21 protein-coding genes and 1 CRISPR repeat array (1 of these 22 only partly in view) are annotated in these 22,878 nt (G+C 63.1%); of the genes, 11 read left to right on the forward strand and 10 right to left on the reverse strand.

What is annotated here, in order from left to right; translation table 11 throughout:
- Positions 1-5,669: direct repeats of the CRISPR family, unit length 36 nt; unit sequence ATTGTTCCGGCCTTCTAGGCCGGACTCCATTGAGAC; it begins 1,271 nt to the left of the window's first position.
- A 319-nt stretch (positions 5,670-5,988) separates the two neighbouring features.
- Together ACO6D6_RS12990 and ACO6D6_RS12995 are read right to left on the reverse strand one after the other, a co-directional pair.
- Entirely contained in the window at positions 5,989-6,981 is a 993-nt protein-coding gene (locus ACO6D6_RS12990) for a cation diffusion facilitator family transporter (RefSeq protein ID WP_484785667.1), read from the reverse strand.
- On the reverse strand, positions 6,978-7,322 hold the full coding sequence (locus ACO6D6_RS12995; protein WP_484785668.1) for an ArsR/SmtB family transcription factor: 345 nt from the start codon (positions 7,320-7,322) through the stop codon (positions 6,978-6,980). Before ACO6D6_RS12995 ends, ACO6D6_RS12990 begins: the two co-directional genes overlap by 4 nt.
- 107 nt (positions 7,323-7,429) lie before the next feature.
- On the opposite strand from ACO6D6_RS12995, the gene ACO6D6_RS13000 reads away from it, so the two are divergent.
- The 4 genes from ACO6D6_RS13000 to ACO6D6_RS13015 all read left to right on the forward strand — a co-directional run bounded on the left by ACO6D6_RS13000 (position 7,430) and on the right by ACO6D6_RS13015 (position 9,692).
- A complete protein-coding gene (locus ACO6D6_RS13000) occupies positions 7,430-8,194 on the forward strand; it encodes a Rossmann-like domain-containing protein (protein WP_484785669.1) in 765 nt (254 codons plus the stop codon).
- Between the two features lie 16 nt (positions 8,195-8,210).
- Positions 8,211-8,627, forward strand: coding sequence for a cupin domain-containing protein (locus ACO6D6_RS13005; protein ID WP_484785670.1), 417 nt, complete (start codon positions 8,211-8,213; stop codon positions 8,625-8,627).
- 68 nt (positions 8,628-8,695) lie between these two features.
- On the forward strand, positions 8,696-9,160 hold the full coding sequence (locus tag ACO6D6_RS13010) for a hypothetical protein (protein ID WP_484785671.1): 465 nt from the start codon (positions 8,696-8,698) through the stop codon (positions 9,158-9,160).
- Positions 9,161-9,227: 67 nt separating this feature from the next.
- Entirely contained in the window at positions 9,228-9,692 is a 465-nt protein-coding gene (locus tag ACO6D6_RS13015) for a hypothetical protein (RefSeq protein ID WP_484785672.1), read from the forward strand.
- A 13-nt stretch (positions 9,693-9,705) separates the two neighbouring features.
- Here the strand turns inward: ACO6D6_RS13015 and lysS are convergent, their stop codons facing one another.
- The 3 genes from lysS to ACO6D6_RS13030 are packed head-to-tail and all read right to left on the reverse strand — an operon-like array spanning position 9,706 to position 12,245.
- On the reverse strand, positions 9,706-11,211 hold the full coding sequence (gene lysS, locus ACO6D6_RS13020) for a lysine--tRNA ligase (RefSeq protein ID WP_484785699.1): 1,506 nt from the start codon (positions 11,209-11,211) through the stop codon (positions 9,706-9,708).
- Between the two features lie 56 nt (positions 11,212-11,267).
- The gene (locus ACO6D6_RS13025) at positions 11,268-11,945 is read right to left on the reverse strand and encodes an HAD-IA family hydrolase (RefSeq protein WP_484785673.1); all 678 of its coding nucleotides are present in this window, start codon (positions 11,943-11,945) and stop codon (positions 11,268-11,270) included.
- Between the two features lie 3 nt (positions 11,946-11,948).
- Positions 11,949-12,245, reverse strand: coding sequence for a cell division protein CrgA (locus ACO6D6_RS13030; protein ID WP_484785674.1), 297 nt, complete (start codon positions 12,243-12,245; stop codon positions 11,949-11,951).
- A gap of 90 nt (positions 12,246-12,335) precedes the next feature.
- Here ACO6D6_RS13030 and ACO6D6_RS13035 point away from each other — a divergent pair, with 90 nt between their 5' ends.
- The 7 genes from ACO6D6_RS13035 (at position 12,336) to ACO6D6_RS13065 (ending at position 16,018) form a co-directional block, all read left to right on the forward strand.
- The gene (locus tag ACO6D6_RS13035; protein ID WP_484785675.1) at positions 12,336-13,103 is read left to right on the forward strand and encodes a DUF881 domain-containing protein; all 768 of its coding nucleotides are present in this window, start codon (positions 12,336-12,338) and stop codon (positions 13,101-13,103) included.
- A gap of 161 nt (positions 13,104-13,264) precedes the next feature.
- A complete protein-coding gene (locus ACO6D6_RS13040; protein WP_484785676.1) occupies positions 13,265-13,729 on the forward strand; it encodes a hypothetical protein in 465 nt (154 codons plus the stop codon).
- A 23-nt stretch (positions 13,730-13,752) separates the two neighbouring features.
- On the forward strand, positions 13,753-14,217 hold the full coding sequence (locus ACO6D6_RS13045) for a hypothetical protein (protein WP_484785677.1): 465 nt from the start codon (positions 13,753-13,755) through the stop codon (positions 14,215-14,217).
- A gap of 210 nt (positions 14,218-14,427) precedes the next feature.
- Positions 14,428-14,892 (forward strand): hypothetical protein, encoded by a 465-nt coding sequence (locus ACO6D6_RS13050; RefSeq protein ID WP_484785678.1) that lies wholly within the window; start codon positions 14,428-14,430, stop codon positions 14,890-14,892.
- Positions 14,893-14,913: 21 nt separating this feature from the next.
- Positions 14,914-15,081, forward strand: coding sequence for a hypothetical protein (locus ACO6D6_RS13055; RefSeq protein WP_484785679.1), 168 nt, complete (start codon positions 14,914-14,916; stop codon positions 15,079-15,081).
- On the forward strand, positions 15,078-15,209 hold the full coding sequence (locus ACO6D6_RS13060; protein WP_484785680.1) for a hypothetical protein: 132 nt from the start codon (positions 15,078-15,080) through the stop codon (positions 15,207-15,209). Before ACO6D6_RS13055 ends, ACO6D6_RS13060 begins: the two co-directional genes overlap by 4 nt.
- A gap of 167 nt (positions 15,210-15,376) precedes the next feature.
- Entirely contained in the window at positions 15,377-16,018 is a 642-nt protein-coding gene (locus ACO6D6_RS13065; RefSeq protein ID WP_484785681.1) for an aminodeoxychorismate/anthranilate synthase component II, read from the forward strand.
- Between the two features lie 68 nt (positions 16,019-16,086).
- Here the strand turns inward: ACO6D6_RS13065 and pknB are convergent, their stop codons facing one another.
- The 5 genes from pknB to ACO6D6_RS13090 form a co-directional block, all read right to left on the reverse strand.
- Positions 16,087-18,126, reverse strand: a complete 2,040-nt coding sequence (gene pknB / locus ACO6D6_RS13070) for a Stk1 family PASTA domain-containing Ser/Thr kinase (protein WP_484785682.1) — start codon at positions 18,124-18,126, stop codon at positions 16,087-16,089.
- A gap of 63 nt (positions 18,127-18,189) precedes the next feature.
- Positions 18,190-19,617, reverse strand: a complete 1,428-nt coding sequence (locus ACO6D6_RS13075; RefSeq protein ID WP_484785683.1) for a peptidoglycan D,D-transpeptidase FtsI family protein — start codon at positions 19,615-19,617, stop codon at positions 18,190-18,192.
- Positions 19,614-20,993 carry an FtsW/RodA/SpoVE family cell cycle protein gene (locus tag ACO6D6_RS13080; protein WP_484785700.1) on the reverse strand — a complete coding sequence of 460 codons (1,380 nt, stop codon included), beginning with the start codon at positions 20,991-20,993 and terminating at the stop codon, positions 19,614-19,616. Before ACO6D6_RS13080 ends, ACO6D6_RS13075 begins: the two co-directional genes overlap by 4 nt.
- Positions 20,994-21,001: 8 nt before the next feature.
- A complete protein-coding gene (locus tag ACO6D6_RS13085; protein WP_484785684.1) occupies positions 21,002-22,414 on the reverse strand; it encodes a PP2C family protein-serine/threonine phosphatase in 1,413 nt (470 codons plus the stop codon).
- Positions 22,414-22,875, reverse strand: coding sequence for an FHA domain-containing protein FhaB/FipA (locus tag ACO6D6_RS13090; protein ID WP_484785685.1), 462 nt, complete (start codon positions 22,873-22,875; stop codon positions 22,414-22,416). The genes ACO6D6_RS13085 and ACO6D6_RS13090 overlap by 1 nt, the downstream gene beginning before the upstream one ends.
- Positions 22,876-22,878 lie beyond the last annotated feature (3 nt).

The raw sequence follows: 22,878 nt of genomic DNA on the forward strand, positions 1-22,878 counted from the left end.
ATTGAGACTATCTGAGGGCGAACTACACAGATCCCCCTTAGAGGCGCATTGTTCCGGCCTTCTAGGCCGGACTCCATTGAGACGTTGAGCAGGGTGCCCGCGGTGCCTCGGCTGCCGAAGGATTGTTCCGGCCTTCTAGGCCGGACTCCATTGAGACGGGCACTGGGAGAACGTGGTCACCATGGATTGGGTAAATTGTTCCGGCCTTCTAGGCCGGACTCCATTGAGACGCACCACCACGGCCTGCCTCAGCGCGTTTGTTTGCCCGGATTGTTCCGGCCTTCTAGGCCGGACTCCATTGAGACCTCAGAAATCGCGCTCAGAGTAGTACAACCGGCAGATTGTTCCGGCCTTCTAGGCCGGACTCCATTGAGACCATGGCTCTCTCAAGAGCCTCCGCATGCCCGACCATGCATTGTTCCGGCCTTCTAGGCCGGACTCCATTGAGACGGGGTCACCCCCGAGGAGCTCGACGAGGCGGCCGCATTGTTCCGGCCTTCTAGGCCGGACTCCATTGAGACCCCGGCAGCCGAACCACAGAAGGAGCAAACACCATCATATTGTTCCGGCCTTCTAGGCCGGACTCCATTGAGACCTTGGCGATCGCGGTGATGTCATAGTCTGCGACGCCGCATTGTTCCGGCCTTCTAGGCCGGACTCCATTGAGACCCAGGTCACGGCACGCGGGTTGTCGCGGATCGCGCGATTGTTCCGGCCTTCTAGGCCGGACTCCATTGAGACACCCTCTGCCGTGACAGCGACGTCAGTCGCGCAGCTTCCGCATTGTTCCGGCCTTCTAGGCCGGACTCCATTGAGACCATTGATAGCATCTACGGAGTGCCCTTCCGTAAGGTCAATTGTTCCGGCCTTCTAGGCCGGACTCCATTGAGACCTCATCATCGCGTTCTTGACCTCTCTGCGGGACAACATTGTTCCGGCCTTCTAGGCCGGACTCCATTGAGACAACACCGAGACCATACCCGGCTGCCCCATGAGCGGAAATTGTTCCGGCCTTCTAGGCCGGACTCCATTGAGACGCCTCCCCGGGCCGTGGGCACGGATATAGACGGTTGATTGTTCCGGCCTTCTAGGCCGGACTCCATTGAGACCTCATCATCGCGTTCTTGACCTCTCTGCGGGACAACATTGTTCCGGCCTTCTAGGCCGGACTCCATTGAGACAACACCGAGACCATACCCGGCTGCCCCATGAGCGGAAATTGTTCCGGCCTTCTAGGCCGGACTCCATTGAGACGGCGATTGCTTCGATGTCATAGTCGGCGACGCCACCGATTGTTCCGGCCTTCTAGGCCGGACTCCATTGAGACACACCCCCCACCCGGTGTGTATACTAGTGATCACCGGGATTGTTCCGGCCTTCTAGGCCGGACTCCATTGAGACAAGGATGTTACCAAGTACCGGGAAGAGCTTGCTGATGTATTGTTCCGGCCTTCTAGGCCGGACTCCATTGAGACTTGATATCGAAATCGATGACGATATGATTCTCGGGTACATTGTTCCGGCCTTCTAGGCCGGACTCCATTGAGACGGGCCGACATAGCCGCTAATCACAGCGGCAGAGCGGCGCTATTGTTCCGGCCTTCTAGGCCGGACTCCATTGAGACAGGGCCCTGGCTCAGACGAGTACAGCGGCACAGGCCGCATTGTTCCGGCCTTCTAGGCCGGACTCCATTGAGACCTCAACCTCTGAGGGTAGCCGATACATCACCCGGGAGATTGTTCCGGCCTTCTAGGCCGGACTCCATTGAGACACGAGACCCCGCGGGCCCTGCCAGCGGCCGAGCTCCTCCATTGTTCCGGCCTTCTAGGCCGGACTCCATTGAGACGTTGACACCGACACGCACCTGGAAATCATCCCGATTCATTGTTCCGGCCTTCTAGGCCGGACTCCATTGAGACCGGCCAGAGGTTCCCCCGGCTTTCACCTCAACGAGAGAGATTGTTCCGGCCTTCTAGGCCGGACTCCATTGAGACGCCGTGAACTGAACTGGTTCGTGTCTGGCAGCAACAAATTGTTCCGGCCTTCTAGGTCGGACTCCATTGAGACCAGCTACTTCTTGCTGGAGAACTGGCACCGGCGAGCGGATTGTTCCGGCCTTCTAGGCCGGACTCCATTGAGACCCGAATGAGTAAGCCACGCCACCCGATCAACGGTCACATTGTTCCGGCCTTCTAGGCCGGACTCCATTGAGACACCCTGGGCAGGAGGCTCCGATGATGGCTGATGCGACATTGTTCCGGCCTTCTAGGCCGGACTCCATTGAGACGCCCAGGGCGGTGTCGTCGACGGGGTGGGTCCAGGCGAATTGTTCCGGCCTTCTAGGCCGGACTCCATTGAGACAGCAGGAGGTCAGCACGGGCCCATGCCGGAGCGGTCATTGTTCCGGCCTTCTAGGCCGGACTCCATTGAGACACCTCCACCAGTCGCGAGAGAAACGCCAATACGAGTCATTGTTCCGGCCTTCTAGGCCGGACTCCATTGAGACACTGCGGCTGAGCGCCTCTGGGCTCCTTTGCGTCCATTGTTCCGGCCTTCTAGGCCGGACTCCATTGAGACTGGCCCACCGCGCGATGGATCTCGGCGCGTACGTGCGATTGTTCCGGCCTTCTAGGCCGGACTCCATTGAGACGGTGACATGGTGCGTGGCATCGGTGACCGGCTGGCGAAGATTGTTCCGGCCTTCTAGGCCGGACTCCATTGAGACCGTGTTCGTGTTTGTGCTGCTCCAGGGCGCGGACGCGATTGTTCCGGCCTTCTAGGCCGGACTCCATTGAGACTGTTAGGATGTTTCACATTGAAGATGTTGTCAATCGATTGTTCCGGCCTTCTAGGCCGGACTCCATTGAGACAGGCCGATCTTCTCGGCCAGGCCGTTGATGCCGCCGATGAATTGTTCCGGCCTTCTAGGCCGGACTCCATTGAGACATGTTGGGCATCTTCGTAAGGTTCTGTGTTTCAACCCACATTGTTCCGGCCTTCTAGGCCGGACTCCATTGAGACCATTCCTTCCAGACCCCATCCTCACGTTCCCAGCGAGAATTGTTCCGGCCTTCTAGGCCGGACTCCATTGAGACACCGCACGGATGCGGGACGATCGTTTCTTCGGCGATCGCATTGTTCCGGCCTTCTAGGCCGGACTCCATTGAGACTTGGGCATGATGTTCGGGTTGATCTCAGTCATGAAATATTGTTCCGGCCTTCTAGGCCGGACTCCATTGAGACGTCGTTTTCGAGAGTCGGGGCAGCCCCCAATTCCATCATTGTTCCGGCCTTCTAGGCCGGACTCCATTGAGACGCCACCTATGTCGTGTGGGAGCGCCCCTCATGATGCAGATTGTTCCGGCCTTCTAGGCCGGACTCCATTGAGACGGTGAGCTCCTCGAGGTCTCGGGCGTCACAGGTACGGGATTGTTCCGGCCTTCTAGGCCGGACTCCATTGAGACCTCAGCTTCCCGCGCCAACTCGCCGAGTTCTTTGGCGAAATTGTTCCGGCCTTCTAGGCCGGACTCCATTGAGACGAAACCGCCCAGCCGTCGTTGCGGCCGTCAGCGTCAACATTGTTCCGGCCTTCTAGGCCGGACTCCATTGAGACCAGATGAGTCCGGCGGTGGCCGCGACCATGGATATGTGATTGTTCCGGCCTTCTAGGCCGGACTCCATTGAGACCACAGCAGTCGAAGGACTGTCAAGCAAGTACGCCGATTGTTCCGGCCTTCTAGGCCGGACTCCATTGAGACATGCGTCGCCCGGGGCCGTGAGCTCGGATGTAGACGTAGATTGTTCCGGCCTTCTAGGCCGGACTCCATTGAGACGATGCCGCGGCGACGTGCGGCGCCACGGATACTTGCTATTGTTCCGGCCTTCTAGGCCGGACTCCATTGAGACGACCTGCTTGCTGATGTTTTCCTTGGTGATCAACTTTAATTGTTCCGGCCTTCTAGGCCGGACTCCATTGAGACCGTCACGCCCCGTTCCCGTACGATCGCCAGCACCTGTATTGTTCCGGCCTTCTAGGCCGGACTCCATTGAGACGACGTCGCCAGCGTGAGCTATGGAGAGGTCACCGGCCTGATTGTTCCGGCCTTCTAGGCCGGACTCCATTGAGACCTTGATGGCGGCCCTGGTGCGGGCGGGCAGCATCGCCATTGTTCCGGCCTTCTAGGCCGGACTCCATTGAGACGTGTCCGCGCCCGCCTGTAGGGCGGCTTCGCGGAATTGTTCCGGCCTTCTAGGCCGGACTCCATTGAGACGTGTCCGCGCCCGCCTGTAGGGCGGCTTCGCGGAATTGTTCCGGCCTTCTAGGCCGGACTCCATTGAGACAAGCAGATCGCGCGGGACGTGGAGAAGACGTTCATCACATTGTTCCGGCCTTCTAGGCCGGACTCCATTGAGACAACAACCGCGCATCCTGGCGGGACATCCTCGAGCCGATTGTTCCGGCCTTCTAGGCCGGACTCCATTGAGACATCGGGTAGGCGATGGCTTCGTTGTCCGTGTAGCTCATTGTTCCGGCCTTCTAGGCCGGACTCCATTGAGATGTATTGGTCTTGCGCGGACCAGGCTTCGTAGCCGAAAAATTGTTCCGGCCTTCTAGGCCGGACTTCATTGAGACTACTCGTCCAGGCCGCCACGCGCGGAGAAGCGCCGCTCATTGTTCCGGCCTTCTAGGCCGGACTCCATTGAGACTAGTCGTATTCGACGGCCTCGATCTTGGTGGTGGCGCGGCATTGTTCCGGCCTTCTAGGCCGGACTCCATTGAGACGCCGTGCTCCACCTTGGTGCTCGCCAAGAAACTGCGCATTGTTCCGGCCTTCTAGACCGGACTCCATTGAGACGTCCAGTCAATCGCCCGCGCCGCCGGGGAGACGTGAGGCATTGTTCCGGCCTTCTAGGCCGGACTCCATTGAGACCTCTGTGTCGTAGCCACATATCACGATGCGCAGCTCCGATTGTTCCGGCCTCCTAGGCCGGACTCCATTGAGACTGCAGCACACCGGTTGGTACGCCGCCATACTTCCGGATTGTTCCGGCCTTCTAGGCCGGACTCCATTGAGACGGCTAGCGGCCATCAAGGGGTTCACGCACACAAAGCCTCATTGTTCCGGCCTTCTAGGCCGGACTCCATTGAGACATCTGGTGATACTCGTCATAGGCCAGTCCGGACTCGCATTGTTCCGGCCTTCTAGGCCGGACTCCATTGAGACTGGCACACATCCCGGGCCGTGTCCTCGTCCGCGTCGTCATTGTTCTGGCCTTCTAGGCCGGACTCCATTGATACCACTTGATTCGAACCAAGGCCCCATTCCAGTAGCCCCACATTGTTCCGGCCTTCTAGGCCGGACTCCATTGAGACTGCTTCGCCCCGACGATGAGCGTGCGGGTCTCGTCATTGTTCCGGCCTTCTAGGCCGGACTCCATTGAGACGTCCGGATCCCACGTGAGCGGAGTCCGGAGAGTTTGCATTGTTCCGGCCTTCTAAGCCGGACTCCATTGATACGCGACAAGGGTCTGATACTTGCCACGCCAGTCGGCGGCGCTATTGTTCCGGCCTTCTAGGCCGGACTCCATTGAGACATGATGGCCTGCACCGAATCGGTGTCATGGCCGAGGCATTGTTCCGGCCTTCTAGGCTGGACTCTACCGAGACTAACCGGCCGCGCTGGCTGCTTGTTTCTGTGTCGTGGGTTGTTTTGGCTTTCCGGGCTGGATCTCGTCGATGATCTGAATCGAAGATCGCCGGGGAAACCGGATTGGGCGATTTTGTCCCGTCTGCGGTTTCCCCGGCGATTTTTGTGCGAAATATGAAGAGCAGGTCGTTGGTGTGGGTGAAAGTGATCCCGTGAGGTTTCTGTGCAGGCCGCTCATCGATGGTTGGCGCCCTTGGTCAAGGCGGGTTTGAGGATGGCCGCGAACAAGTTTCGTGGAATCTTTCGGGATGGAACCGCGACCTGCTTGTCCTGCGAGCCTTACGTGTGCAGGTATTCCTTGTGCTTTTCCGCCACTTCTTCCGACTCCAGTTGCAGAGTGCAGTGCTCGATGCGGATCTCGTGATGTTTGATCAGGCACTCCTGGATATCGGCCAGAATCTCCTGCGAGTGCCCATCGGTGAAACATTCGTCGGCGAGGACCACATGGGCAGTCAGAATCGGAAGCTCGGTGGAGACGACGGAGGCGTGGAGGTCGTGGACCCCCTTCACGTGGGGCCTTTCCAGCAGGTGCCGCCTCACCTTGTTCAGGTCCAGTTCGGTTGGCGTGGCCTCCAGCAGGATCGAACCCGACTCCCGCAGCAGTTTCAGGGCCCGCGGAACGATCAGCGCTGCCACGAGAAGACCGGCGATGGTGTCGGCACGGGTCCACCCCGTCAGGGCGATCACCACCGCGGAGACGATCACCGCCACCGACCCGAGAGCATCATTCAACACCTCCAGGAAAGCGGCCCGCATGTTCAGGTTGCTGTCCTTGCCGCCCATCAGCACCAGCAGCGATGCCACATTGCCCAGCAGACCGACCACACCGATGACGGCCACGCCGCCCGCCTCCACCTCCGGGGGAGCGAACAGACGAAGCACGCCCTCGTAGATGGCGTAGCCTCCGACACACAGCAGGATCGCGGACTGCGCCCCTGCGGACAACACCTCCGCGCGCTGCCAACCCCAGGTGTGACGCTCCGAGGGGGGACGTTTCATCAACGTCGCCGCGATGAGCGCCACCACCAGGCCGAGGGAATCGGTCAGCATGTGTCCGGCATCGACGAGCAGCGCCAGGCTGTCCGTCACGATCGCGCCAACCACCTCGGCGGCGAAGATCAAACCGGTTATGCCCAGCGCGATTCCGAGGCGTTTCCGGTTCGTCGAGCCGTGCGCGTGATTGTGGCTGTGCCCATGCCCGTGGCCGTGTCCGTGATGCCCGGGGTTGTGGTGCTCGTTTTCGTGGGTGTCGTGGTCGTGGTGTTCGCTCATGGTGCTTCGACTTCCGGTTCGCAGATGACTGGCACCTCGCCGGTTGCGACCAGAAGGTCGTCGGCGGCGGCCAATAGATTCGTCGTCAGTTCTGGTTCGGCCAAGGAATAGAAAGTGGCGCGGCCTCTCACCCGTGCGGTCAGCAGTCCGCTGTCCCGCAATCCCCGGACGTGGGCCGACACCGTGGACTGCGCCAGCCCCAGGTGTCCGACGAGGTCGGCCACCCGGTGCTCCGACAGCATCAGGTGTTTGACGATGGCCAACCTGTTCGGATCGGCGAGGGAGCGGAACAGCGTTGCCGCCATCTCGGTGTCGGGAGTTTCCGGCTCTTTCATCGTCATGGGACGATGATAGCGCTTTATGGCGATGATGCCAAGGGCTTTTGGCGACGAAATCCGCGGTGTACTCTCCAGCGGGTAAGCCTCACCTTGGCCAGACGGAGAACGACATGCCAAACCCTTGGGAAATCTACGACGCCCTGATCGACGCGATTCCGGAGGAGGTGACCCTGACCACGGTGAACGTCGGTGCCCAGTGGACCCGGGTGATCAACTCGGCGGGTGGCATCGGCATGGCGTGGACCATGAACGTCAAGACCCGCCCCGACACCTTCCCCGGGGTCACCCTCGACGGGATTGCGCTTCGCGAGGCCGCGGGCCTGATCCGCAGCTGGAACCTGGCCGAGTCCTCCATCGGGCAGGCGGCCATCAACTCCTGGCACAGCCGCCCGGAAACCGCCGAGGCGAACGGTTTCGTCCCCACCGGGCAGGGCATCAACTGGGGCATGGTTTTCGACCCCTACGCAACCGACGTCGCGGGCAAGAAAGTAGCGGTGGTCGGGCACTTCCCCTTCGCCCAGAAAGCCCTTGAGGCGGCGGGGGAATACATCTGCTTGGAACGCAACCCGCAGTCCGGCGACTACCCCGATTCCGCCTGCGAATACCTCCTACCCGAATGCGACTACGTGTTCATCTCCGGTTCAGCCTTCGTCAACAAGACCGCGCCGCGCCTGATCGAACTGTCGCGCAATGCCCACACCGTGCTGGTCGGCCCGTCGGTTCCGCTGAATCCGGTGCTGTTCGACCACGGCGTCGACACCATCACCGGGTTCGTCTCCCCGAACCCGCAGCAGCTCGACCGCGCCCTGGCAGGCGTCAACATGAAGGGCATGTTCGCCGCCGGGTACCGTGTCCACCAGCACCGCCCCGCCTGATCAGCAAGGAGATCCCATGGCCGAACAGAACCAGGTTCCCGTTAACACCCCCGACGTCTTCGGCACCCCGGAGGTGTCGGGTAGCGGTGGGACGATGACCGTGATCGACTCCGTCGCATCCGCCCCGGAAACCGATCCGTCGCGCCCACGCCCCGGCGTGCGCAGGCAACTCCAGGGTGATGGAGCCAACGTCATCCTCATGAACTTCGCGCCGGGCCAGTGCCTCGACGACCACAAGGCAGCGCACCCCATCCTGGTGCAGTGCGCGCAGGGCAGGCTGCTGTTCACCTGCGGCGACGACGTGGTGGAGATGGGGCCGGGGGTCGTGCTGCACCTGACCAGTCACCTCACGCACCGCGTCGACTGTCCCTCCGACGCCCCCGAAAAAAACGTCCTGATCCTGACCATGCTGACGGGGGAGCGCCACCAGTGACCACGGCTGCCTGCCCCGGATTTTCCGAAGGAGAGGTGAGCGTCGCCCCCGTTGGCTAAAGTTCATGCATGATCATCTACAGGGGTTGGGGCGGAATGGGCATAGTTCTGCCCGTTCTAGGGGCCGGCATCATGCTGGCGATCGCTTCGTCGCTCAAACTGTCCGACGCAATGTTTCTGAAGTTGGCCCTCGTCGGGGGCTTTCTGGGTGCCGTGGGGGCATGGTTCCTGGGGCGGTGGCTGAACCAGAAACGCCCCTTCACCAAACTGGAGGAGTGGAAGTCGGCGCGACGCGTGGAATTGTGCTCCTTGGTGGATCAGGGTCAGTTCCAGATCACTCCCGGCGCTCCTGTCCCCACCAGCAAGGAGGAGGGGTACGCGCAGGCGAATGAGCTGCTGGAGCGCGAGGCCCGGGACCTGTTGCCGAGGATGCTCAATCAGCACTCCCTCTACGGAGTGTCGCTCCACATGGTGGGTCTGGGGATCGGGGTACTGGCCCTGGGAGGTTTCATCGCGTCCTTCTTCGTGTCGTGACCTCGATGTGTTGTTGAAATAATCAAAACTCCTCACCGCAGAGCCGGGAACCCGTTAACATTCGGGCATGATCATTTTTCGTGGCTGGGGGCTTCTGGGGGCTGGCATCCCTGTATTGACCGCGTTCGTCATCGGTGCCTTACCGGCGAGCCTGTATGGAAGCAAGAGCGCTATTACCAATATCGTCATTGCTCTCGGCGCGCTCGTCGGTGGCGCCCTGGGGTTCCTGTGTGGGCGGTGGTTCAACGTGATACGCCCGCAAACCAGGCTCGCCGAATGGCAGGGACAGCGACGCGCCGAGCTGCGCGCCCGCGTTGATGCGGGTCAGTTTCAGATGACTCCCGGCCTCCCGGTGCCTTCCTCCAGGGAGGAGGGCTACGCCCAGGTCGAACAGCTGATCGCTGCGGAGAGCCCCGAGATACTCAGTCAGCTCAAGAACATCCACACCCTTTTCTACATTCCAATGCAGTGGTTCGCGATCGGTGCGGGAGTGATGATGTTCTGCGGGTTCTTGTCGATGGTGTTCCGCTGAGGTCGATGGTTCCTCAGCCCGCGGAGGGACGCAGCAGGGGATAGAGAATCGTCTCCCGGATGCCCGCTCCCGGGTTGAGGAGCATCACCAGGCGGTCGATGCCGAGCCCCATTCCACCCATCGGCGGGGCCCCGTATTCGAGGGCCTCCAAGAAGTCCTCGTCGAACTGCATCGCCTCCGGATCCCCGGCGGCCGCGGCGAGGGACTGGCTCACCAGCACCTCACGCTGGATCACCGGGTCGATGAGTTCGGTGAAACCAGTGCCGCGTTCCATGCCGCCGATGATCAGGTCCCAGGCCTCGATCTTCCCGGGCTCGGAGCGGTGCGGACGGGCGAGGGGCTGCGCCAGCGACGGATAGTCGTGGACGAAGGTCGGCTGGATCAACCCGGGCTCCACGAGATCCCCGAACAGCTCCAACGACAACTTGCCCGCGTTCCACTTCGGGTCGTACTCCACCTCGCGTTCGTCGGCGACGGCCCTCAACTCCTCCAAGGAGGTCTCGACCGTGATCTCGCGACCCGCGGCCTCGCTCAACCCGTCGAAGAACGGCAACCACCGCCACTGACCGTCGAGGTCGATGGTTCCCTTGTCGGTTTCGATCTGCCGGGAACCGACGGCGTCGGCGGCGGCGACGATGATTTCCTGGATCAGCTGCGCAATGGTCCGCTGGTCACCCCACGACTGGTAGGCCTCCAGCATCGTGAACTCCGCGGAGTGCGACGAGTCGATGCCCTCGTTGCGGAACACCCGTCCCATCTCGTAGACGCGATCCGCGCCACCGACCATGGTGCGTTTGAGGTGCAGCTCCAGCGCGATGCGCAGGCTCATGTCGATGTCGAAGGCGTTCAGGTGCGTGGTGAACGGCCGGGCCGCGGCGCCGCCGTGGACTAGCTGCAGCTGCGGGGTCTCCACCTCGATGTAGCCCTGCCGATACAGGGTGTCGCGAATGGCGTGGGTGATGGCTGCGCGCTTGCGCACCATGGCGCGCGCATCCTCGCGGGCGATCAGGTCGACGTAGCGGCGACGCACCCTGCTCTCCTCGGACAGTTCCTTGTGCAGCACCGGGAGCGGACGCAGGGCCTTCGACGCCATCCGCCACCGCTTCGCCATCACCGACAACTCACCGCGTTTCGACGAGATGACACGACCCTCCACCCAGACGTGATCGCCCAGGTCAACATCCGACTTCCAGGCCGCCAGGGCCTCCGCTCCGACCTCCGCGAGCGACAACATCACCTGGAGGCGTTCACCGTTGTTGCCGGGGGTGAATCCGTCCTGCAGGGTCGCGAAGGCCAGTTTTCCGGTGTTGCGGATGAAAACGACGCGACCGCCGACCTGCACCACGTCGTCGGTTTCCTCCCCGGCCTCCAGATGCCCCCAGCCCTCACGCACCTGAAGGAGGGTGTGGCTGCGGACCAGATCCGCGGGGTAGGGCTCGGACCCGGCGGCCAGCAGCCGCGCCCGCTTCTCCTTGCGGACCGTCGTCTGCTCCGAGTCGGTGGGTTCGGTTGCCTGCATACGCGCTTCAGTCACGGCAGGGCATTCTACCGGTCACGGCCGGAGCGGATGAATCGTCAGCGGGTGGCGTGAACGATCACGCGGATGCCCTCGCCGCTCACATCCCAGGTCACCTGCGACAGGTCCGTCACGTGCACATCGGCGCGGAGGGCGTCGGCGGTGTGGGTGCTGAGGATCCCCAGCGTCGGGAAACCACCGGCCCGGGCGGCGGCGATGCCCGCGAAGGCGTCCTCCGCCACGAGCGCACGCGACGGTTCCACACCGAGCCGTTTCGCGGCCAACAGAAATGAGTCGGGGGCGGGTTTGCCGTGCTCCACCTGGTCGCGGGTCACCACCACGCGGGGATGGGGCAGGCCGGCCGCGTTCAGCCGGGCATCGAGGAGAGGCTGTGTGCAGGAGGTCGCGATCGCCACCGCGTCGCCCGGAAGCACCCGGAAGGCGTCGACCGCACCCGGCATGGGGACCACCCCCGCGGTGTCGGAGACCTCCAGCTCCTCGATGCGTTCCGCCGCCTCGTCCCAACGTTTCGCGTCGGGAACCAGAGCCTCCGTCAGGGCGCGGCTCGGCATGCCCATGTACTTCGGCATCTCGTTCAGGTCGACGCCGTACTCCCCGGCCCAGCGGGTGTAGGCGCGGACCATGGCGTCGTGGGAATTGACGATGGTTCCGTCGTGATCCAGGATCACCGCATCGAAGAGGCCGACGGCCTCGCCGTCGGTGTATTCCCAGCCCATCGGCTACTTCCAGAGCGTCATCAGGCTGAAGCAGGCGATGATCAGGCCGAGGGCGATCAGGATGTTCCAGTCACCCAGCGCCCGCATGAATTCGATGTGAACCCCAGCCAGGTTCCAGGTCACCATCCAGAGCACACCCAGCAGCCCGACCGGGATGAAAACCCAAGGAACCCACCTGCGTTCGGTGTTGGCAGCCAAGCGTTTGCGATCCCTGCGTTCCTTACGAGCCTTCTCGAGCTCTTCGGACTGCTTTTTGCGCGCCTTGTTCTTGGCTTCCTTGCGCACCTTGGACTCGGGCACCGCGCCCCTCCTTTCGCCTCTGCCAACCAAGATTAGTGGAGTCGGGCGGTAGGAAACACATCTGGCACCCGCACCGCGTAGGGTTGCTCCATGAGCGAGACCCGTCTGGCCCGTCTCCTGGGGCGAATCAGGGGGCCCCGCGGTGAGGAGAACCCCAGGAGTCTTCGGGGCAGGGTTGGCACGGGAATCATCTGTGTCCTGGCGGGTGCAATGCTCACCGCATCGGCCTTGGCGGCCCGCGGCACCGATCTGCGTTCCGACCGCAACACGGACCTGCGCGGCCTGGTCACCACCCAGGCCCAGCGAAACGAGCAGCTGCGCCGAGAGGTCGCCAAGGTGCGCTCCGAGGTGGAGGAGCTCGGACATCAGCAGGGTGCATCTCCGGAGCTGGAACGCCAGCAGCGCGAGGTGGCCGAACAAGCGGCCGCGGTTCCCGTGACCGGTCCCGGGATGCGGGTGACCCTCACCGACGCCCCCAACGACGTGAAACCCGCAGGAGTCGACGACGACGCCCTGGTGGTGCACCAGCAGGACATCCAGGCCGTCGTCAATGCCCTCTGGAAGGGGGGAGCGGAGGCGGTCAGCATCCAGGGGCAGCGGATCATCACCACGTCGGGAATCAAGTGTGTGGGCAACTCTGTTGTCCTGCACGGCATTCCCTACGCGCCGCCCTACGTGATCGAGGCGATCGGCGACGCCGGTCGCATGGCCGCGGCCCTGAAGGAATCCCGGGCGTTGACCATTTACCGGCAGTACGCCGACGCATACGGCCTGGGATACCGGGAAACCACGGAATCCTCCCTGTCCCTGCCGGCTTTTCAGGGTGCTTTGGGAATCACCCACGCAAAACCCAAGTAATGGGAATCGCTGCCCCGCGCCAAGTCGGCTCGGTGTGGCAGTGACGGAGGGGTGGTCCGAACGGGCCATGCTGGCACGTCCCTACTCTTGCGTGAACTTCCGGATTTCGTCCTTCGCCCGGTTTGGTTCTGACTGGCTGTGTGGTGTGGTTGGATTGTTGCATGGTGGACAGAGGGGTTCATGACGGCTTTGTTTCGTGGTCGCGGCGGGGTGTGTTGCTGGTGGGTGCAGGAGCGCTGGTTGGTTGCGGTGTCGCGGGTGATTTGGTGGAGGATCGGTCGCAGTTGCCGGTTCTCCTGGAGGATCCCATGGCAGCGAAGGATCTGTTGGGCCTGACCCTGAAGGAGGGCACTGAGCGGGGGTATCGGCGTCCGTTGGGCAAGCCTCGGTTCACCGAGGTGAGGAGAGTGTTCTCCTTGGGTGATGATGATCGTCAGGAGGTTTTTGACCGGGCGGTTGCCTTCGCCAAGGAATCGGGCTGGAAAAAGGAGTACGATAGCGGTTTGCCGCCCAAAATGGTATGGGATGGTCAAAAAAAGAATCCCCGACGTGATTGTGGTGTTTTTATTTCTGACGATGACTCGGCCGACCTGATAATCATACTCGAGGTTGTTGAGGTGCCGTGAGTGTGGTGTGGTTGGATTGTTGCATGGTGGACAGAGGGGTTCATGACGGCTTTGTTTCGTGGTCGCGGCGGGGTGTGTTGCTGGTGGGTGCAGGAGCGCTGGTTGGTTGCGGTGTCGCGGGTGATTTGGTGGAGGATCGGTCGCAGTTGCCGGTTCTCCTGGAGGATCCCATGGCAGCGAAGGATCTGTTGGGTCTGACTCTGAAGGAGGGGTTCGAGAGTGGGTATCGGCGTCCCTTGGGTAAGCCCAAGTTCACCGAGGTGTGGAGAACATTCTCCTTGGGTGATGATGATCGTCAGGAGGTTTTTGATCGGGCGGTTGCCTTCGCCAAGGAAGCGGGCTGGAAAAAGGAGTTTGAGAGTGGTCTGCCGCCCAATATGGTGTGGTGTGGGAAGAAATTTGCCCCGCGACGTGGCTGCAGTGTCTTCATCTCCGACGATAACCTGGCTGATCTGATAATCATACTCAGGGTTGTTGAGGTGCCGTGAGTGGGGGTGGCTGAAATTTGAATGAGTCCAAGGCCGCGAGGTTTGCTTGCGGTCATCATCAAATGCGATTTGACTAGGGGCTTTGCTTGCTGGGGGTGGCTGGTGGAGAAGTCTCGATGTCGGTGTGTTCTGCTCTCGTGTAAAAAGTTCGGGCCCTGTCCTCCAAACGGATCATTTCTGGCTGGTTGTGTGGTGTGGTTGGATTGTTGCATGGTGGACAGAGGGGTTCATGACGGCTTTGTTTCGTGGTCGCGGCGGGGTGTGTTGCTGGTGGGTGCAGGAGCGCTGGTTGGTTGCGGTGTCGCGGGTGATTTGGTGGAGGATCGGTCGCAGTTGCCGGTTCTCCTGGAGGATCCCATGGCAGCGAAGGATCTGTTGGGCCTGACCCTGAAGGAGGGCACTGAGCGGGGGTATCGGCGTCCGTTGGGCAAGCCTCGGTTCACCGAGGTGAGGAGAGTGTTCTCCTTGGGTGATGATGATCGCCAGGAGGTTTTTGACCGGGCGGTTGCCTTCGCCAAGGAATCGGGCTGGGTTAGCCCCTTTGAAGGCAGTCGTTCTCGTGTCAGTACCTGGCACGGAGAAAAGCCTGAACCGCGCCGCGACTGTTATGTGCATATTCCCGAAGCTGAACCCGATGAGCTGATCATTACGTTGAATGTATCTGAATCTCCGTAGTGGTCCAGTGAATTGGTTTTGGTGACAGAAAAGAGCGGAGGAGTTTTGAGAAAATTAATTCGATTGATTGTGTTGGCGGTGCTGTTTGTCGCCTCGATTATATCGCATCCGGCGGTGGCGAAAGCCGATGAGGTGATGGAGGCCTCCGCATCCATTTCCCAAGCCGTTGTCGGTCGTTCAGCTAGGTGATTCATTCTCGGCCTGAGCAGGCGGAAGCCTTCTCCGCCAAGGCCACCGGACCCCCTGCCACCATCGGCAACTCCCACGGCATCGCCGTCGACGGGACTGCCTTCACCGACCTCGGTGCCGCCCAGTAGGTCGCCGCTCAAACCCGGACTGCCCCGAACCGGATACAGCGCCGGGTAGCTGACACCAAAGCCGTTGGGCCCTTCCTGCGGGCCCAACGGCTTTCCTACCGGCACCGGTGAAGAACGCGCCGCGGCGCACGGCGCATCGATTGCCGCAGCGTGACAGAATTGCCGCCGTGGCACGCATCCTCGTCATCGACAACTACGACTCGTTCGTCTACAACATCGTCTCCTACCTGGCCCAGATCGGCGCCGACGTGGCTGTGTGGCGCAACGACGACCCGCGATTCGCGGAGCCCGGCTGGGAGGACACCTTCGACGGGGTGCTGCTCTCACCCGGTCCCGGCACCCCGGAACGCGCCGGGGTGTGCGTCGACGTCATCCGGCGACTCGGCGGGCACAAACCGTTGTTCGGGGTCTGTCTGGGGCTCCAGGCAATGGCCGTCGCCCTCGGCGGTCTCGTCGACCGTGCCAGCGAACTGCTGCACGGCAAGGTCTCGCCCGTGACCCACGACGGGAAAGGGGTCTTCACCGGTTTGCCGTCTCCGCTGCGTACCACCCGTTACCACTCCCTCGCCGCCGTTGAGGAGAAACTCCCGGAGGAACTGGAGGTCACGGCCCGCACCGATTCCGGGGTCATCATGGCCGTGCGTCACCGCGAATGGCCCATGGAGGCGGTCCAGTTCCATCCCGAATCGGTGCTCACCGAGGGCGGCTACCAGATGTTCGCCAACTGGCTGGTCATCTGCGGTGACACCGACGCTCCGACCCGAGCCGCTCACCTCGGCCCCCTGGTCGACGCCGACGTCGATCTCTGAGGCGCGGACAAACCAACCCGGTCGGCAAGCGGGAGCGGAGCTTCCGTGCCGACCGGGCTAAAACCGGATCAGCCGGTCGGAGATGACGACGGCGTCGGAGCGGGTTTGGACGGATTCGGCGCCTGCGGAGGTATGGCGATCTCCACCGAGACGTCGGAGGAGTTCTTTTCCAGCTCCGTATCCGGTGCGACGCTCTGCGAGTAGATCCTGTTGGCCGGTTTGGTGGGGTCGGTCGTCGTCACCTTCGTGATGCGCAGATTGCCCGTGAAACCGGCATTCTTGAAGGCTTGGATGGCCTGATTCTCGTCCATGCCGATCAGGTTCGGCATTTTCGCGGTGGTGGGGGCGGCCTTTGCGATGGTGATGGTGATCTTCCCCGACTTGCGATCCAGAGCCGTTTTCTCCTCGGGCTCCTGGGCGAAGACCTTCCCGGGCTCCTGCGCAGTGCTCTCCTTCTCCAACACGTTCACCTTGTTCTTGAAGCCCATCTGACTGACCAAGGAGCGGACCTGGTCGGCGGTCATGCCGGTGAAGTCGGGCACCGCGGACTTGCCCGTGGCGATCCGTACAGTGATGTCCTGGTCCGGGGGGGCGGCCTGACCCGCGGCCGGTTCGGTTTCCTGTGCCTGATCCTTCACGGCGTCCGGGCCCTCTTTCGCCGGATCCATGTCGGCCTTGGAGATCGTGCCCGTGAAACCGGCATCCTTCAGCGCCTTCGAGGCCTCGTCGAAGGATTTGCCCTTCACGTCTGGGACTTTCAGCTGGGTCGGGCCCACGCCGACCTTCAGGGTCACGACGCTCCCGTACAGGGCCTGCACCCCGGACTTCGGGTCGGTGTCGACCACCTTGCCCTTGTTGGCGTCGTCGGACTCGACGTTCTCAACCTTCGTCTCGAAGCCCTGCCCCTTCAAAGTGGTTTCCGCGCTGGCCTGGAGCTCCCCGACGACGTTCGGCACCGCGACCTGTTTCGGCCCCGAATTGAGCACCATGTAGAGGGCCGCCGCGATGCCTATCACCAGCAACCCGACCAGCACCGAGACGACCACTGCGGTCTTGCGTTTCTTCTTCGGCTCCCCCTCGGGCTCCTCGGGATCCACGGTGTCGACCATGGCGCCGACAGCGCCATTCACCGAGGTGCTTTCCGCGGTGTTGTTGGCATCCGTCGGCGTGGCGATGAGGGTCGGTGCCGCACGCCGGGCGGGGGACGACATCACCGTCGTCGGCATCTCCACCGGCGAGGAGTAGGCCGCCATCACGGGTTGCCCGTTCAGCGCCCGCAGGATGTCCTCACGGAACTCGCGGGCATCCTGGTAGCGGTCATTCGGTGACTTCGCCAACGCCTTCAACGTGATGGCGTCCATCGGCGGGGTGACCTCCGGGTCGCGCTGACTGGGCGGCACGGGTGTTTCCCGGACGTGCTGATAGGCGACCGAGACGGGGGAGTCGCCCTTGAACGGAGGCTCCGAACACAGCAGTTCGTAGAGCAGGCAACCCACCGAGTACAGGTCCGAACGCTGATCGACCTTCTCCCCGCGCGCCTGCTCCGGGGACAGGTACTGCGCGGTGCCGATCACAGCAGCTGTCTGAGTCATCGTCGCCGAGGTGTCGGCCACGGCCCGGGCGATGCCGAAATCCATCACCTTCACGGTGCCGGCGGGGGTGAGCATCACGTTGGCCGGTTTGATGTCGCGGTGGATGATCCCGGCCCGGTGGCTGTACGACAACGCGTCCAACACCCCGGCGGTGAACTCCAGCGCACGGGCGGGCACGATCTTGCGACCGTCGCGCAGCACCTCCCGCAGGGTCACGCCCTCGACGAGCTCCATCACGATGTAGGGCACCATCACGTCCGACTTGGTGTCGCGTTCCTCACCGGTGTCGTAGACGGCGACGATGTTCGGATGGTTCAGGCCCGCCGCAGACTGCGCCTCGCGGCGGAACCGGGCCTGGAAGGTGGGGTCGCTGGCCAGGTCGATGCGCAGGCGTTTGATGGCCACGTCACGGACGAGCCGCAGGTCGCGGGCCCGCCACACCTCCGCCATGCCGCCACGCCCAATGATCTGGTCGAGCTCATAACGCCCGCCCAGCAGGGTGCCGCGCTCAGTCATCGCACTGGTCCTTTCGGTTGATCGGGAACCATTGTGGCCCATCGGGCCAGTTTCTGCCCGTCCTCATCGGAGGGACTCCACTACAGCCTTGAACACCGGCGCGGCGACCTTGCCGCCCGAGATGTCGTTGCGTTCGACCGAAGTGCTCTGCACGAAAGTCACCACGGCGACATGTGGCTCGGTGGCGTAGCCGACGAACCACGCGTAGGGGGGACGGTTGGGATCCGACTGGGCGGTACCGGTTTTGCCCCCGATGGTGAGCCCCCTGACCTGCGCGGGCGCGCCGGTGCCGTCGCTGACCACCTTCTCCATCATCTGTTTGAGCTGCTTGGCCGTGCCCTCACTGATCGGACGGCCCGCCTGCTCGGGTTGGATCGTCTGGATCACCTTGAGGTCGCTTCCGGTGACGCTCTTGACCACGTGTGGTTTCATCAACACCCCGTTGTTCGCAATGGCGGAGGCCACCATCAGCATCTGCAGCGGGGTGGCGGCCACCTCGTACTGCCCGATGCTGGACTGGGCCAGGTAGGCGGGATCCATCTGCGTGGGGAACTTGGACGTCGACGACGTCAGGTCGATGCCCGGAGCCGAGTTGAAACCGAAACGCTGTGCCGTGTCGAGCATCTTCGCCTGCCCCAGATCCACACCCAGTTTCGCGAAGGCGGTGTTGCAGGACGTCGCCAGCGCGTGTTCGAGGGTGGTTTCCGTGCCGCCGCAGTCCGTGGAGTTGCCGATTCCGTGGCTGGATCCCGGGGCCTGGTAGCTGGTCGGGGAGGCGACGGTGGACGACGGGGTGTGCCCGGACTCCAGCGCGGCCGCGGCCGTCACCAGCTTGAAGGTGGAACCGGGGGGGAAGATCTCCCGCACCGCCCGGTTCTTCAACGGCTCCGCGGGATCGTTGACCAGGGAATTCCAGTTCTGCGCTTCCGTCGAGGGATCGGAGGAGGCCAACAGGTTCGGGTCGTAGGTGGGGGTGGAGACCAGGGCCAGGATCTCGCCGGTGGTGTAGTCGATGGCGATGGCCGCCCCCTGCTGCTTCCCCAGCGCCTTGACCGCAGCGGCCTGCGCCTTCGGGTTCAGCGTCGTGTTCAGGTTCGCGCCCTGCGGTTTCTTGCCCGTCAACAGGTCGACCAGCCGCGTGATCGTCTGCGACGACGCCGTGCCCGTCAGTTCCGCGTTCCAGTTCCGCTCCAGCTCCTGCTTGCCGTAGGTGTACGAGTACCAGCCGGTCACCGAGGAGTAAGTCTCGCCCTGCGGGAAGGTGCGCTGCCACGGGAACTTCCCGGACGTGGGCGACGACATGGCGATCGCGTCGTTGCCGACGAGGATCGCGCCCCGGTTGGTGTTGAACTCGGCATCCCTGACACGCACGTTCCGTGGATCCTTGAGCATGGCCTCCGACCTGGCAACGGCGAGCCAGGTGATGTTCACAAGCAGCGCCGCCATCAGCAGCGAGATGAAAATGCTGACCTTCCGCAGGGGATCGTTCATTTCGCAATCACCGCCGTCGACTGGGCAGGAGTCATCAGCTCCTGTGGGGTGGCCGTGGCACGCTGGGGCATGCGCGCACGGTGGGAGATCACCAGCATGATGCCGATGATCATCCAGTTCGCTATCAGGGAGGACCCGCCCTGCGACATGAACGGCGTCGTCAAACCGGTCAGGGGAAGCAGACGGGTGATGCCGCCGATGATCGAGAACACCTGCAACGCGAAGGTGAACGCGAGCCCGCCCGCCAAGAGTTTCCCGAAACCGTCAGGACAGATCAGCGCGGTCTTCATGCCGCGGGCGACGATGAACCCGTACAGCAGCACGACCGCCATCATGCCGACGATTCCGATCTCCTCGGCGAGGCTGGCGGCGATGAAATCGCTTTCGTTCATGGGCGTCAACCACGGCGAACCCTGCCCCCAGCCGCGCCCGAACAACCCGCCCCAGGCGTAACCGAACTGGGCCTGGATGATCTGGTAGTTGGCGTCGTAGTCGCTGAACGGGTTCAGCCAGGAATTGACCCGGCGCGGCACGTGGCTGGTGAACCGCCACGCCAACAACCCCGCGACCACGAACGCGACGCCCGCCAGGGCCGGCCAGGCCGGGCGCTGCGTCGCGACGTAGATCATGAAGGTGAACAGGCCGAAGAACAACAGGGCGGTACCGAGGTCGTTCTGGAAGACCATGATGCCCAGCGAGAGGAACCACATCACCGCGATGGGTCCGAGATCACGGGCCCGGGGGAACTCAAGGCCGATGAAACGCCTGCCGGCCAGGGCAAGCAGGTCACGTTTCTCGTAGAAATAAGCCGCGAAGGCCAGCGCCAGGAGGATCTTGGCCACCTCCGCGGGCTGGAAACTGAAGGGACCGAGCCCGATCCAGATCCGTGCGCCGTTCAATTCGCGGCCAACCCCCGGCACCAGCGGCAGCAGCAACAACACCATGCCCGCCAGAAAAAGCAGGTAGGGGAAACGCTGGAGCCTGCGGTGATCACGCAGCCAGATCACGACCGCGGCGAACAGCATGATGCCGAGTCCCGTCCAGAGCAGCTGGTTCGTGGCGGCGTGCGTGTTCTTGGCGTTGTCGAGGCGGGCGATCATTGCCAGGCCGAGGCCGTTGAGCAGGAACACGATCGGCAGGATCACCGGATCCGCGTAGGGAATGCGCCACCTGATGACGAAGTGCGCGGCCAGCGCCATGCCGAACCAGACGAGGGTGCCGGACACCAGGTCGTTCGGGGGTGCGCCCCGCAGATTCAGATAGGAGACGACCCAACCCACCACGCCGAAAGCGCACGCGATCATGGTCAGCACCAACTCGACCCCGCGCCGCTGCCGGTAGATGATGTACTCGCCCGTCGCCGAAGGCTGCTGCATTACCGACATCAGCAGGACTCCGGATCTGCTTCCTCGGCGGCCGTCGGGCTCATCGGGGCGAGTAACGTCGGATAGTTCGTCTGCCCCGGTGAGTTCGACAGCGACGCGGCGGCGCTGGGTTCCGTCGGCAGGCCCGGGCCCTCCGGTTCGCTCGGCCGCGGCTCATTCGGGCGTGCCATGGGACCGAGCCGCTGCTGACGTGCCTTGGCGCAGCGGGCCGCGTACCCGTCCAGGAGGTTCGCCGCATCGTTGGCGGAAGCGAGGTCGGAGAAACCGATCGTGTTGGCCACCTGCCGCTGGAAGAACACCGGGAGGTCGGAGACCTGGGTGTCGCGGCGCTCCACCAGGGTGTTCATCTCGTGGCCGAGCAGCGAACCCGGGAGGCCGTTGTAGATCCCGACCCGTCCGTCGGCGGCCGCTATGAAGTACCGGGAGGAGCTGTAGACCCGCACCCCCCAGAAGGCCACCCCAACCACGATCGCCCCCGCCATGACCGCTGCCAGGACGGTGGGCCAGCGGTGTTTGCTCTTGTTTTCCCGGGGGGCGTAGCGGGCCCGCTCCGTGGAGTCGTGGTCGGGGTCCTCGACGGGTTCCGGTTCGGGATAGCCCGGTCCTTCCTCCTCCTCGTGGGTGACGGCGGGGATCTCGCGTTCCAGGGCGGAACCCGCGAGCTGCGGTTCGGCGGCGTCGAGTTCGTCGTTCTGCGGCACCACCTGCGCCAGCACCAAGGAGATGTTGTCGTGGCCGCCGTGTTCGTTCGCCAGGGCCGACAGGCGTGAGACGCACTCGTCGAGGTCGTCGAGGGACATCAGCTCGTGCAGATCGTCCTCGCCCATCAGGCCGGACAGGCCATCGGAGCAGAACAGCACCCGGTCTCCCTCCAGCACCGGCAGCTCGAAGAAGTCCGGGTCCGTGTCCCCGGCCCCGTTGAGGACCTTCAGGATCAGCGAACGGTGGGGATGGGTGGCGGCCTGCTCCGGTGTGATGCGGCCCTCGTCTATCAGCGACTGCACCCACGAGTGGTCGTGGGTGAGCTGTTTCAGTTCGTCGTCGCGCAGCAGGTAGCCACGCGAGTCACCGATGTGCGCGACGCCCAGCATCGTGCCCGAGAAAGCGGCACCCGAGAAGGTGGTGCCCATTCCGTCCAGTTGCGGGTTGTTCTCGATCAGGTCGGCGAGTTTGTCGTTGGCGCGCTGCACGATGCCCGCCATGTGCTCCACCAGGTGTTCGTTGTCGAGACGCCGGTCTCTCTCGCTGGCCTCCTTCGCGGCGACGGCGGAGGCCAGGTCACCGGCGGCCGCGCCCCCCATGCCGTCGGCGACCACCAGCAGGTTGGGGCTGGCGAAGGCTGCGTCCTGGTTGTTCTTGCGGACCCGTCCCACCTCGGAGTGGACGCGGAAGTCGAGGGAGAACATCGGCATCACATCTCCAGCTTCATCATGGTGCGGCCGATGCGGAGGATGTCGTTTACCCCCATCGGGGTGGGTTCGGTGATGCGTTTGCCGTTCACATAGGTGCCGTTGGTGGACCCGAGATCGGTCACCACCCAGGTTTCGGGGTCGCGTTGCACGAGCTGCGCGTGACGGGCGGAGGCGTAGTCGTCGTCGAGCAGGACAGTGGAATCGGAGGTGCGACCCAGGTTGATGGTCGGTTCCAGGGGAATGGAGAGCCCCTGCTGGGCGCCCTGGGTGATGGCGAACCGGGTGGGCTGGAAACCCGCCTTGCCGCGCCTCACGGGCTCCTGTTCGTTCGCCGGCAGGTCGGAGGCCGACACCTTCCGGCCGAACATGTCCTTGCGGATCACATCGGCGAGGATACCGATGAACAGCCATAGCAGGGCGAGGAAGACAATCTTGATCGCCGCTGCGACGAGATCTGACATGGG

The sequence above is a fragment of the Arachnia sp. genome (genome assembly GCF_057238465.1).